General features: G+C 37.0%; 14 protein-coding genes, 1 pseudogene and 1 riboswitch. Of the genes and pseudogenes, 11 read left to right on the top strand and 4 right to left on the bottom strand.

Annotated features, from left to right (window positions below):
- Positions 1-238: 238 nt before the first annotated feature.
- Positions 239-517 carry a DUF1292 domain-containing protein gene (locus tag CIL05_RS18955; RefSeq protein ID WP_095657108.1) on the bottom strand — a complete coding sequence of 93 codons (279 nt, stop codon included), beginning with the start codon at positions 515-517 and terminating at the stop codon, positions 239-241.
- A 329-nt stretch (positions 518-846) separates the two neighbouring features.
- Between CIL05_RS18955 and CIL05_RS22705 the strand changes: the two are divergent.
- The 3 genes and pseudogenes from CIL05_RS22705 to CIL05_RS18940 form a co-directional block, all read left to right on the top strand.
- Positions 847-977, top strand: a pseudogene (locus CIL05_RS22705) (SAM-dependent methyltransferase); the annotation flags it as partial.
- 20 nt (positions 978-997) lie between these two features.
- Complete coding sequence (locus CIL05_RS18945) at positions 998-1624, top strand: chloramphenicol phosphotransferase CPT family protein (RefSeq protein ID WP_095657107.1); 627 nt, start codon at positions 998-1000, stop codon at positions 1622-1624.
- Positions 1625-1668: 44 nt separating this feature from the next.
- A complete protein-coding gene (locus tag CIL05_RS18940; RefSeq protein WP_095657106.1) occupies positions 1669-2214 on the top strand; it encodes a GNAT family N-acetyltransferase in 546 nt (181 codons plus the stop codon).
- Between the two features lie 167 nt (positions 2215-2381).
- On the opposite strand, the gene CIL05_RS18935 is transcribed toward CIL05_RS18940, so the two are convergent.
- On the bottom strand, positions 2382-3491 hold the full coding sequence (locus CIL05_RS18935; RefSeq protein ID WP_095657105.1) for a glycerol dehydrogenase: 1110 nt from the start codon (positions 3489-3491) through the stop codon (positions 2382-2384).
- A gap of 323 nt (positions 3492-3814) precedes the next feature.
- Here CIL05_RS18935 and CIL05_RS18930 point away from each other — a divergent pair, with 323 nt between their 5' ends.
- Complete coding sequence (locus CIL05_RS18930) at positions 3815-5059, top strand: SGNH/GDSL hydrolase family protein (RefSeq protein ID WP_095657104.1); 1245 nt, start codon at positions 3815-3817, stop codon at positions 5057-5059.
- A 222-nt stretch (positions 5060-5281) separates the two neighbouring features.
- On the top strand, positions 5282-5563 hold the full coding sequence (locus tag CIL05_RS18925; protein WP_095657103.1) for a hypothetical protein: 282 nt from the start codon (positions 5282-5284) through the stop codon (positions 5561-5563).
- Between the two features lie 221 nt (positions 5564-5784).
- Here CIL05_RS18925 and CIL05_RS18920 read toward each other — a convergent pair whose 3' ends face one another.
- Positions 5785-6348 (bottom strand): cupin domain-containing protein, encoded by a 564-nt coding sequence (locus tag CIL05_RS18920; RefSeq protein ID WP_095657102.1) that lies wholly within the window; start codon positions 6346-6348, stop codon positions 5785-5787.
- A gap of 217 nt (positions 6349-6565) precedes the next feature.
- Positions 6566-6669, top strand: a riboswitch (SAM riboswitch).
- Between the two features lie 84 nt (positions 6670-6753).
- Here CIL05_RS18920 and CIL05_RS18915 point away from each other — a divergent pair.
- Both CIL05_RS18915 and CIL05_RS18910 read left to right on the top strand, forming a co-directional pair.
- Positions 6754-7095, top strand: coding sequence for a hypothetical protein (locus CIL05_RS18915; RefSeq protein WP_095657101.1), 342 nt, complete (start codon positions 6754-6756; stop codon positions 7093-7095).
- Positions 7096-7520: 425 nt separating this feature from the next.
- Entirely contained in the window at positions 7521-8285 is a 765-nt protein-coding gene (locus tag CIL05_RS18910; protein WP_095657100.1) for a PmeII family type II restriction endonuclease, read from the top strand.
- Positions 8286-8325: 40 nt separating this feature from the next.
- On the opposite strand, the gene CIL05_RS18905 is transcribed toward CIL05_RS18910, so the two are convergent.
- The gene (locus tag CIL05_RS18905) at positions 8326-9669 is read right to left on the bottom strand and encodes a DNA cytosine methyltransferase (RefSeq protein ID WP_240510235.1); all 1344 of its coding nucleotides are present in this window, start codon (positions 9667-9669) and stop codon (positions 8326-8328) included.
- Between the two features lie 429 nt (positions 9670-10098).
- Here CIL05_RS18905 and CIL05_RS18900 point away from each other — a divergent pair, with 429 nt between their 5' ends.
- The 4 genes from CIL05_RS18900 to CIL05_RS18890 all read left to right on the top strand — a co-directional run.
- On the top strand, positions 10099-10860 hold the full coding sequence (locus tag CIL05_RS18900; protein ID WP_095657099.1) for a DUF262 domain-containing protein: 762 nt from the start codon (positions 10099-10101) through the stop codon (positions 10858-10860).
- Positions 10861-11334: 474 nt separating this feature from the next.
- Positions 11335-11631: a CD3324 family protein gene (locus CIL05_RS18895; RefSeq protein WP_095657098.1), complete on the top strand. Its 297-nt coding sequence runs from the start codon at positions 11335-11337 to the stop codon at positions 11629-11631.
- Positions 11632-12054: 423 nt separating this feature from the next.
- Positions 12055-12225 carry a hypothetical protein gene (locus tag CIL05_RS22345; RefSeq protein ID WP_165769175.1) on the top strand — a complete coding sequence of 57 codons (171 nt, stop codon included), beginning with the start codon at positions 12055-12057 and terminating at the stop codon, positions 12223-12225.
- A gap of 602 nt (positions 12226-12827) precedes the next feature.
- Positions 12828-13014, top strand: a 187-nt coding sequence (locus tag CIL05_RS18890; RefSeq protein ID WP_165769174.1) for a helix-turn-helix domain-containing protein, incomplete at its 3' end; no start/stop codon positions are given.

Raw genomic sequence — 13014 nt, 5'->3', positions numbered from 1 at the left:
GGTTGTCCACTTTTTATTTTATTATTTAAAAAGCCTGTGCCTGTATATGAGGGTAATATAAACCAATTGATTGAATTGAGGAGATATTAAATAAGAAAGTCCTTTCTAAGAAAGGAGGATGGATGAAGGCAGTAACCTATCAAGGAAAGCAAAAAGCAGTAGTGAAAACAGTTGGGGAATTGTTCCCAAAATAAAAAGCGATAACCTCCTTAGATTCAAGAGATTATCGCATATCTTTCTAGTCTTCCAGTTCTTCCAATTCCAATATTTCATCAAATGCCTCGGATACTTGATCAAATTCCTCATCCGTTTCAATTGCTGAGAATTCCCCATCATCATCGACTCTGAGGAAATAGAGATCAATGTCATCTTCAGTGTCATCCTGTACATCCTCAACAAAGCTGACAGCAACATAGTCTGTACCTTCTAATGTAACCTTTGCCAGCACTTCAACTTCCTGATCTTCTCCCGTTTCATCACTAATTGTAAAAACTTCTCCAACTTCAATTTCATCCATAAAAATGACCCTCCGCTTCCTCTTAGAAATGTATTAGTAATTACTATCTTTAGTATTACTTTAAGTAGGATAAAAATGCAAATAATATTGTAATTTTGGTAGATGAAAAAGGAATGATTGGAATAGTTAAATAACCTAGATATAATGAATTTCAAATTAAAGATACTCATAGCAGTTGCCTTTTGTACAAAAAAATCGGATCGGGTTCGTGAAAAAGAAGGTTAATAACAACTTTTGGATTTGATGTTAATAATAAAATAAATAAATTAAAAGGACTTGGCACCCTAAATGGAGAAATTATTTAATAATCTGGTGATGAATTTGTATTTTTAACAGAGAATGGATTTGTATTGGAGAAAATAATTGAACCACAGTCAATTCCAGAGTGCTTAGAGAAAATGCCTAAATTAATAAATGAAAAAAAAGACCGTCTTTTATAGTTATCAAATCGAGAAAATAAGGTAAAATGGAGGGTACTGTATGTCACATGTAGAGAAGCCTGGCAAAATTGTCATTCTAAATGGTACTCCAAGATCTGGTAAATCCAGTATAGCGGCTGTAATTCAAAATTCATTTAAAGGGGTGTGGATGAATCTTGGGGTTGACCAATTCATGAAAATGACCCCGAAAAGCTATCAGCCTGGCATCGGTTTGCGCCCTGGGGCTGAGCACCCTGACCTTGAGCCGCTTATTGTGACAATGTATCATGCCTTGTATGAATCTATAGCAATATATAGTCACTTGGGTCTAAATGTCGTAGTGGATGTCGGTCATCATGACGGCTATTCTGTTCCTCGGGATATCCTGAAAGAATGTTCCAAGATATTGAATGGACCTGAGGTATTATTCGTGGGGATCCGCTGCCCAATTGATATTATTATGGAGCGGCGGAAGGACACCTGGAATAGGGGATATAATCCAGATGGCACAGTGCCAAGACCAGTCAGGCTGTGGCAGGAGCTTGTCCATGTTCCTGGTATCTATGACCTGGAAGTTGATACTTCCATTCTACCCCCGGAAGAATGTGCCCGTATTATATATAAACGACTTAATGATGGCCCACCTCCAAGTGCTTTTCGGAGAATTAGTGAGGAAGTGGAAGAATAAATAGTTTCTTGGATAGCTCTATCTATTAAACAGCAAAGAAGGTGATGTTTCTGTTATTTGAAAAAGATAATCTCAGCGTCCGGTATTTACAAGAGAAGGACAAGCATTTACTGGTAAAATGGCTTTCTAACGCCAAAGTTCTGGAATTCTATGAAGGAAGGGATAATCCGTTTGATTTAGAAAAGGTAAATCAGTCGTTTTATCATGGGGATGAAACCGTGATAAAATGTATGGTGGAATATCAAGGAGTACCAATTGGTTATATACAATTTTACCAGGTAAATAGTAAAACAAGCACAATTGATCATGATGATGCGGATGAAACTGTTTATGGAATGGATCAATTTATAGGTGAGCCTGATTATTGGAGTAAAGGAATTGGAACATTGCTTGTAAAGTCAATGGTGGAATATTTAATGGAACAAGTAGAAGCAGATCGGGTAATTATGGATCCGCAAGTAACAAATAACAGAGCATTAAAATGTTATGAAAAGTGCGGTTTTAAAAGAGTTAAGCTCTTACCGAAGCACGAGTTTCACGAAGGAGAATACAGGGATTGCTGGTTAATTGAGTATAAGAAGTCTATTTGATTCAATTTGTTTCTAAAGGGAAAAGTAGAGTTGATGATATCCTTTTTTAATTGAATGGACATTTTAGATATAGTAATCCTGCTGTAAATCAGAAATAATTAGAATATATTAAAAATGCCAGTCCCTATCGCTTCACTCTTTAACGATAGGGACTGGCACCCTTTCAATTAGTTATTTCTTTTTTCCTTATAGGCTTTTGCATATTGATCTGCTGCAAAGATGGCATCGACTACTTCGTCTGCTGTTATGTTGAATGCTTCGTGAATTGTTTCACTATCGATTGTTGCTGCTTCTGCCACTTTCATAATATCTTCTCTTGAAACATCTTTTAATTTGATATCTTCCAGTGTAACCGGTAGACCGAGACTAATGTATAATTCAAGATAACGCTCGACTTCGTTGATATTATGTTTTTCCAGAGCAAGCTGGACAAGTGTACCAAATGCGACCTTCTCACCATGGGTCAGGTTATGAATATCCCCTTTCAAAGCAGTGAAACCGTTATGAATGGCGTGAGCTGCCGCAAGACCGCCACTTTCAAAGCCTAAACCGCTGAGCAATGTATTGGCTTCTACAACTGCTTCCAGTGCTGGTGTGACTGATTTGGCTTTGTTGGATTCATAGGCAAGATGGGCATATTGAAAAAGGGTTTCTTCACATTTTTCAGCAATTGCCTGTCCTGCAATTGTAGTGCTACCACCTGCCATCGCATTACCCCCTGCATTAATGACACTGCGAGCCTCGACCCATGTGGCCAGCGCATCGGCGATTCCGGAAGCGAGAAATCTTGGTGGTGCTCCTGCGATTATTTTTGTATCAACCACAACCAGATCCGGGTTTTTATTATAGAAACGATAATTTTCAAAGGTGCCTTCATCTGAATAAACGACGGAAAGGGCACTTGTTGGCGCATCTGTTGATGCGGTTGTCGGTACAATTACAGTATAGCCCTGTACTTCGTCAGATACAGCTTTGGCGGTATCAAGTGTTTTCCCACCTCCAACACCAATCACAACGGGCGCATTATCCTTTTTGGCAATCTCTGCAATCCGCTGAATTTCCGTTTTGGAAGCTTCGCCGTTAAATAGGACTTCTTCCGTTTTAATATTTTCCTGTTTCAGCTGGTTGACGACCTCATTGCCGGCAATCTCCCAAACCGTTTCATCCGCGATGACAATGGCCTGTTCACCAAGTTCTCTCACGTATTCTCCTATATCCTGAATTGCATTTTTTCCCTGTACATATTTAGCGGGACTAATAAAAATGCGTATGCTCATAATTACAACACTCCTTTAATTTACGCTCTATTTATATCTTCCCAATATATCTTAGAAAAAAACATAAAATCTGGATATGATAAAACAATTGGATAAGGCATCAAAAAGAATAGCACTTGGTGTACAATCGCTTGAAGAATTGGATAACCATAATGATAATCTTTTTCGCCTTTTTCGGAGGGTTTTATACTCTCTCAATCCCCGAAATTCAATGATAATCCACTTTAGTGACCACCGTTATTCCATTTTCCCACATATTCTTTTGTAAATACGAAGTGTTATATTATATTAATACTGACAACAGCATGAAAGGCGAGAAGATCATGAAGCGGTTTATATATATAGTTGTACCATTACTTATTATCATTTTCATTAGTATGTATGGGTTTCGTGAATGGATAGCTACTCAGAAGGAAAAGCCTGATGGAATAGAGTCAGGTACAGAAAATTGGGTAGGCGCTTGGGCGGCGAGTTTGCAAGCTCCTTATGAAGACGGGCTTTCCTCGGAAGGATTTGAAGATCAGACGCTTCGATTCATTATACAACCCCATATTGATGGCAAAAGGATGCGGATTCGCTTGTCCAATGTATTTGGCACAGACCCACTGACTGTTGATGAGGTTCATGTTGCGGTTTCAGATAATGGAGCTGAAACTGTCCCTGGTACAGAAAAACAAATTACTTTTGAAAATGCAAAAAAAGTAACCATTCCTCCAGGAGAAAAAGTTTTTAGTGATCCGCTGGCGTTTGAGGTCAGCAGTGATGAAGCACTTGCCGTGAGTATTTATGTCCATGATAAAACTGGACCTGCATCATGGCATCCGCGTTCGATTCAAACAAGCTATATTGCTTCAGACAATCAAGTCGAAGAGACAGGTGCATCAGCTTTTAAAACGGAAGAAGAAGCATGGTTTTGGCTGGACGGGGTGGATGTTATACCTGATTCTCCGGTTAACGGAGCTATTGCAGTAGTGGGAAGCTCGATTGCGAATGGAAATTTTTCAACATTAAATGAGAACCGTCGCTGGCCTGATTTCTTAGCAAAACGATTAAACGGAGAAAACTCAGACCTCAGAATGTCGGTATTAAATGCTGGAATATCTGCAAATCAATTGCTTAAGAGTCCACCGGAAAAAGGGGAGCATGTATTGGCAAGGCTGGAACGGGACGTGTTTAGTCAATCGGGAATTAAAGCGATAATTTTGCATGCAGGGCTCAATGATCTAAGGCATCACCCCGAGTATGATGCAGAAAAAATAATCGATCGAATGAAAGAGATTATTAACGCTGCGCATGAACAGGGACTAAAAATATATGGTGCAACATTAACACCTTTTAAAGGGTCTGGTATGTACACAGATGAAGGGGAAAGGACTCGTCAGGAGGTTATCAGTTGGATTAGAAAAAGTGAGGAATTTGACGGTCTGATTGACTTTGATAAAACTCTGAGAGATCCAGAAGACCCTGAACGTTACCTTCCAGAATACGATTCCGGAGACCATTTGCATCCGAATGATAAGGGCTATGAGAGGATGGCTGAGTCTGTGGATCTTGGTATGTTTGAATAAGTGAAGTGGCGGGGGTGAGGAAACTGGTCATACTCACTTTGATTTAAGTGCCGATCGCCATGCCTTTTAATGTTGTAAAGCGATGGGGGATTAACATTACTTTAGGTTTTACCTACAGAAGTTTTTTCATATCTATTGTTAAACAATAGATAGTGTAAGGCAGAAGTCGCTTCTTGTACATGCACCATTCATGTTATAATAATGGAAAGGAAGGTGATCTGAGTGGATTTTATTACTCGTGACCAATTTGACCAATTTGTAAGGGATAGCGAAGAAATCAAAGTAGAAGACCTTATCTTTATTTTAGAAGAGAAACTTGGATATTCGGTCTTTATTGAAAAAAAGCCACATTTAACGAGTGAACAGAAAAAGCACATGACAGATCATATCTTCTCAAATGAAGCTATTATAAAACAATTGGATAAGGCATCAAAAGAACAAAATTATATTATAGATGATAATAAAGCATTAGAAATCATCCGTGAGGCGCGGGATGGAAAATAAACGTTTAAATGTTGTTTGGGAAAGGACTGCACTTGAAGGATTGGGAAAACTTGATAGTGAATGAATAAAAAACACCAGCTTTCTCATGAAAAAGTGGTGTTTTTCTTTGGCAATCCTGCCAGAGAATGTGGTGAGGGATAGGCTCTAATTTTATATTTATTCCGATTAATCTTTTTCTCCTCTATATTTTAATCTATTAGCCACTGCTATAACTAAATTATTTAATGCCCTTCCGCAGCCATTGCCTCTGCCTTCGTTTGATGAACTGTACCAAATGGATGTTCAGGTGGTGCATAGATCGTGTACAGCTTCAGCGGTTCGTTGCCTGTATTTATTAGATTATGCCATTTACCAGCTGGAACCATGATGGCGTAATCCTCACTCACATCTCGTTGAAAAGTTAAATTACTTTCCGTATCACCCATCTGCACAACACCTTGGCCCTCTTCAATTCGCAAGAACTGATCAACCGAAGGATGAACCTCCAATCCAATATCGCTGCCAACCGGGATGCTCATCAACGTAACCTGCAAATTGTCCCCTGTCCATAAAGCTGTACGAAATGTATCGTTCGCCTCGGCAGCATCTTCAATATTCACCACAAATGGCTGTTTTCCATAATCCTTTAAATCAACCCTGGCACCCTCATGTAACGGACGCCAATCATTATGTCCCGTATGCCCAAACGCATTTGGATAAGCTGGGTATCTAGTCTGTCTGCCATAGTTATACATTGGTGCGTTGGTGTAATATTGATATGGGTACATGTATGAATAATAGTACATATTTACTCAACCCTTTCAAATATTTATCATCGTTATACTATGCAGTGGTGTGGGTGAATGTACTTGGGATGGGGGTTGTTTGAGTTGTAATAGCTTGCTCATGTTTTCGTCAGTTTAACTTAAAAAAGAAATTGCGGAATGAACCTTGTATTGGAGATTACAGGCTAATTAACTTTACAATAAAATCATTTCAAGTAAAATAATAGTTAACTATATATGGTTATCAAGAGTGAACGAGAGTACTGGCTCAGCGACTTCACAGCAACCGGTCTAATTGGTAAGGTGCTTCCACCAGCAAAGCATTGCTTTGAATGATAACAAACGGCCAGGGCTCTTTGTTGCGATCAATTGCAATGAGGGGTTTTTTTGTTATCTATTTGTTTTATGGTAAGGAAGAATTCAAAAATGAAAGGAATGGTAATGATGAACAGCAGTGGATGGGTAAGAGGCTATATGTCAAAAAGTTATAGTGGAGAGGATTTTTTAATTCATGTGGGAACCACTATAGAACGACAGTTGAAGGAATGGGATGAGGGTTATGAAGTTAATATAATGAAGTTTAGGGATTATGTGTTTGTGGTGAAGAAGGGTGATAGATATTATGAGATGAAGCTGGCTGAGAAGGAGGTTGAGATGTTGAAGGATAAGAGTCCGTATTCGTTGGATCGAAGGATTTGGGTGGAGTTGGAAAGACAGGTAATACAGTTTTTAGAGGGTTATGGGAATTATGTTGGAAGAGTTTTATGATTTGGTTTCGTTTTAGGTAGCCTGACCGGAGATCTTCAACTACTGATATAATAAATACTCATGTAATGATATATAAGAAAATAGATGGCTAGTTATTAAACAAATCCATTGTTTATAAAGGGTTAAAAAACGAAGGAGATAGTGGCTGAATTTTGTTTTTAGAATCATTAAAGACTTTACTGTAAAAATGCATTCTTATAAGGTGGAAAGAATAAAGGGAATGGCTGAAAGGGCAGTATGGTTAGGGAATGATAAGACTCATTATGTTATAAAGAGGGTAGATAGGGATATTAAAGATTAAAAAAACCTTATTGACTTTACTGTCTATTTCATTAGCATGAGATTGTAAGCTACACAGTATATGGATGAAATGGTAAGATAGACCTCAATGGGTTAAGTTTCCCAACAGAAAAGGAGGGGTGTTATTGAGTAATAAGTTTGACGGGATTATTGAGAAGGCAAAGGAATTTTTTAGAAAGGAAATCGTTCCTAGTCATATTGCTAAGACAGAAGGTTTGATAAAGTTAAAGGAATTTAATCTTAATCCATTCTTGGATAAGTACAAGGCTAGTTTTTTAACGGGCAATGATGACCCAAAGAGCATAGCAAAAGCATTAGTTTATCCAAGGGTGTTAGGTGCATCCATTAATACTATCTTTGGTAATCAGCTACAAAAGTTTTGTAGTGAGGTTTTAGAGGGCTTTGCATCAACTACATCAGGAATAGACATAGAATTTATTGATAAATTAGATGGTAGGCGAAAGTATTGTCAAATTAAGGCAGGCCCAAATACAATCAATAAAGATGATGTAGAAACTATAAAAGGTCATTTTGCGGGGGTTAAAAACCTTGCAAGGACTAATAATCTAAATATTGGTTTTAATGATCTTATTGTAGGTGTCTTTTATGGTACTCGTGAGGATTTAAGTGGGCATTATAAAAAGATAGGTAAAGAACATCCTGTGTTTATTGGGGCTGAATTTTGGTATAGGCTCACTGGTGAAAAGGACTTTTACCAAAGACTCACTGATGGTATTGGGGATATTGCCACTGAGTATGATGGTTCTGAACTGATGGACAAAGTAATTAACACCTTAGCAAAAGAAATTGAGAAAAGTTTAGAGCCGCCACAGGAGATAGACTTGGAGATTAAAGAAGTGGCTGATGGAAAAGAAAAATATGATGTTTAAATGAAAAGGGGGGAGATGCTATTACAGCATCCATCCCTTTTTAATTAATTTGATTTAATATATTTACTATAGATAACCCTATAGCCTTAGCCATGTTTACAGGTACTGCATTACCTATCTGTTTATAAGCATTAGCTGTAGAACAATCAAACTCCCAATTATCAGGAAAACTCTGTATCCTTGCATATTCTCTAACAGTAAATGGTCTAGTGTCATCAGGATGGCATCTTTCAGTCTGCTTTTGGGCGGGTGAGCAGGTTAGGGTTAAAGATGGTTCATCCCATGATAGCCTTCTAGCCATTCCAGTTCTACCTCCACCTGAGTAATAACTTTTACCCATGTATTCCTTTGCAAGCTCATCAGGTAAGTCTCTCCAATAACCTCCAGGAGGTACAAGATCTAGTACATTTTTTTTAGAATCAGGATACTTTGCACCCTCAGATTTAGGAACATCTTTAAGAATGTCCTTTAAAGTTAATTCATAGCCATATGGTTTAGGAAATAAATACTCTAGATCATTATAATTGTTTACTAAGTCATTTCTAATTCCTATAATTACTATTCTTTCCCTTTTTTGAGCTACATCATAATCTAATGCCCTTAGAACTTTCCATTTAACTTTATAACCAATCTCAGAAAAAACATCTAGCATAATCTTTAAAGTGTTGCCCCCATCATGATTAACAAGTCCTTTTACATTCTCGGCTAAAAACATTTTTGGCTTTAATTTATCAAGTATTTTAGCATAGTGAAAAAACATTGTACCTCTGGCATCCTGTAAACCACCTTTTTTTCCTGCATAGCTAAATGACTGACAAGGATAGCCCCCTGATAATAAATCAAGCTCTCCGACCGAGGGAACATCAATATAATTTTCTATACCATTTTCAGTTACCTTTTCAATGTCCTCCTGAATGATATTCCAATTAGGTCTGTTTTTTCTTAGTGTTTGGCAAGCATGTTTATCAATTTCAATATTTCCAAGGGAATCAAATCCAGCATACTCAAGTCCTAAGCCTAGACCACCTGCACCTGCAAATAACTCTAATACAGAATAGTTTTTATTTGCTTTAATATCTCTTACCTCAACAAAATCATTAAGATCATCACTTATTTGTTTGCTACTTTTTTTATAAATGACTTTTTCAGGACTTTTTTCCTCAACCTCTAAATCAAATGCCATTTGTTCAGTTATATCCTCAAAATTCACATCAAGGGTTTCACATAGTTTTATAGCATTAGATTTGATAGGATTAAAATTAGGGGAGAGTAACATAGAAAGCTGATTCTTACTTATGCTTAATTGCTCAGCTAATTCTTTTTGAGTAGATATGCCATGTCTTTTCATATGTAATCTTACTTTCTTTTTGCTAATTGTATACATTTATACCCCTCACTTAGTTAAAAACTATTTGAACTTTTGTTAGGGTTATTATATATGCTAGTTTACTATGAGTCAACAAAAGAAGACAATAATTTTGGATTTTTGAATAACAAATAATATGCCTTAGCACTACACAAAATAGAACAGTGAAATTATATAAGTCTTCTCTCTACAGATGTAACCTGCTTTTACTGAGTACACCTTAGTTTAATACAGGCATTACTACAGCCTAAGACTTGAGCAAAGCATCATAAGTCATTACAGCTAATGAATGTATAAGGGCAGTATTATAGCTTGTATATATGCGGGGCTAAGTATAGAATCTAGTTATTCATGAGGTGCTAAGCTAAACAATTTGTTACAATATAACCAATATAGTTAAAATCAGTCGTATCCTGAGTAATTAGTAGATATTTCCGAGGTGATAATTTGTCGAATTATAATGTTAGTAATAGTACTGTTAACGTTTTACTAGGATGGATTGAACAAGATATAGTTGCAATTCCTGAAATTCAGCGCCCATTTGTTTGGAAACCATCTAAAGTGAGGGATTTATTAGATTCCTTATATAAAGATTACCCAGTTGGTTATATCATAACATGGCAAAATCCAGATGCGCGATTAAAGGATGGGACCGTTTCTAGTGGGAAAAGAATATTGATTGACGGGCAACAACGTATAACAGCTTTAATGGCAGCAATTTCTGATAAAGAAGTTGTAGATAAGGATTACAAGAAAAAATCTATTAATATAGCGTTTAATCCAATAGAGGAAAAATTTGAAGTAGAGAATCCAGCAATTCGTAAGGATAAAAAATGGATTCCCAATATAGCTGAAGTGTTTAAACCGGAATTTAGTATGTATAAATTTATTAATCATTATTGCGAAACAAATTCAGGAACTGATCCGGATGTTATCAGTAATGTAATTCAAAAACTAATCCAAATTAAGAATAGCTCAATAGGTATTATTGAACTGGCTCATACATTGGATATTGAAAAAGTCACTGAAATTTTCATTAGAATTAACTCAGCTGGTGTAAATTTGAGTCAAGCGGATTTTGCTATGTCAAAAATATCAGTGAATGATAATTATGAAGTAATCATTTCCAAGCAGCGAAATGGTCCAACAGGGACAGTCGAGCTCATCTTTCAGAGGGAGTATGGGAACTTTTTGGATGTGGGGGGATGATTTGAGGGGGAAAAATGTGAGTGCAATTGTCATTATGAATAGATCTCGGAGCAGAGGCGGTTCTTGTACTTCATTTTTCTAGGAATTAAAAGTAGTAGAACTGCCTCCTTGCTTCCTGGCACAAATTAATTATAATAAAACTTTCCCTTGTCAGTGAGGTAAGTACTATGAGTTAATAAGGGTGTCGGGCCGACAGATTCTTTCGAAAGGAGGCTGATTATATTGATCACAAAACCTGAGGTGATTTCTGCATAGGCAGAAATCGCAGGCGTATGGAGCCGCTTGAAGCGGCTCTATTTAATTTTTATTATGTTTTTCAGAACATTGGCATCTTTCCAATTCCCTAAAAATCAATTATACTTTGAGTACGGAAATCTTAGTCTAAACTTAAGAGAAAGGAGACGTTAACGATGAATGATATGAACATGTTTAAACAAATTATCCAGGTACACCTTGATAAGGAGGACGTAAATCGTGCAATACAAAAATGGAAAAGAGGTTCTTCCCCCTAGATTGCTAAAAGAGATGCAGAAGTATATCCAGGGTGAACTGATTTATATTCCCAAGGAAGAAAATCAACGAGCGGGATGGGGAGAGGTAAACGGTTCCCGAGCGATAATTGCCAAGAGAAATAAAGCGATTTTTCAGCATTACAGTGATGGCAAGTCTGTGGAAGAATTAGAGCAGATGTATAGTTTATCCAATGATAGTATTCGAAAAATTATTTATAAAACCAGGGAGCATGTCATGAATCAAAACAGAATAGGATAAGGGCTTCTTAAAGACTTTTGTAAAATAATGTAAGCGTGGTGAATTTACCACGCTTACATTTTTTCGTTTCCCTTAGGCCCTCGGATTTACGCTCCAGCGTGTGTATAAAATGATTATAATTATTCTTTCGCTTGTTTGCAGGAGTTGTTTCGTGCGTTAATAGGTATGTCGCAATAGATTCTGGTGAAAGGAGGCTGAATGATAATGATTTCAAAAATAAAGGTGATTTTTGTATAAAGGAAATCTCAGGAAAACAAAAGGAATAAGCATGTTCATCGAAAGCCTATTCGGACCTAAGATGCAGATTCCCACTCCACGAAACATGAGATTATTTGCAGGGGAAATGTCCGTCGAATGCCGAAGACCAGAAGCCTTCCCGGTTGTATGAGAAACAATGGAAACAACACTAAGGGAGGGATCAAATTGCATTTTCATTTTGATATTTATAAAAGTATCGTAAACGGCCACAGGGAACAACTGATGAAAGAAGCCAGTGAATATAGAATGGCTGCTAAAATTAATTACGCAGCAGATAGAAAAATGAAGAGAAAAATGCTTTTCAGATCATTTTTTGATCCGGGAAATGCTGATTGATCAAAAAAGCAGGAGATGGATAGAAGCATAACTTTTGCACTTATACTGATTTCCTAAAAAAGGAATGCTTTCCTATCAGTGTAAGTAAAGTGAATTGATAAGTCTGGCAAATGATTTTTTAAAAAATAGGGAGAGACTAACCATCAGCTTATGGTTCTGGTTGAATAAGCAAAGGAAAATCCATTTTTCTAAGGACGAAATGGATTTTCCTTTTTTATTATAGGTAAGTGTCGATTACCTGCGCTAAATGGTGCCATTTAGTTGAACAAGCTATAACAGGAGATGAAAATTTTAAGATTGATATTCGGTAATCGGGTACAGAAATATATTGCGTTTAGGGATTCTCCGGTAGGGTGTAGAAATACTTATCAAACTAGTACAAAAGTATTTTTTTGCCTTTATGCTTGGCTTGTTACATTCAGGTGGTTTCTATGTCTATCCTAAGCCCTTTAATGTTTTGCCGAAATAAGTCTCCCTCTTCAAGCGCGTGAAGGGCATAGCCCAACGGTAAGGGGGAGATGAATTTCGGTTGGTGATAGCCAAATATGCCTCATCATGATATAATGGGAACGTATATTCTGATGGAAGTGAGGTAATTTGATATGGCTAAACAAAATAAAGCATATAAGTTTCGCTTGTATCCAACAGAAGAACAGACAATGCTCCTGCATAAAACATTTGGTTGCGTTCGTTTTGTATATAACAAAATGTTAGCCGAACGAAAAGAGTTCTATGAAATGCTCAAACATGATAAAGAAGCTCTTAAAAAGATAAAGCATCCAACTCCTG

The sequence above is a fragment of the Virgibacillus profundi genome (assembly GCF_002287375.1).
Classification (GTDB): Bacteria; Bacillota; Bacilli; order Bacillales; family Amphibacillaceae; genus Virgibacillus_K; species Virgibacillus_K profundi.
The sequence above is the reverse complement of the archived record's forward strand: the minus strand, read 5'-3'. Positions and strand labels throughout refer to the sequence as shown.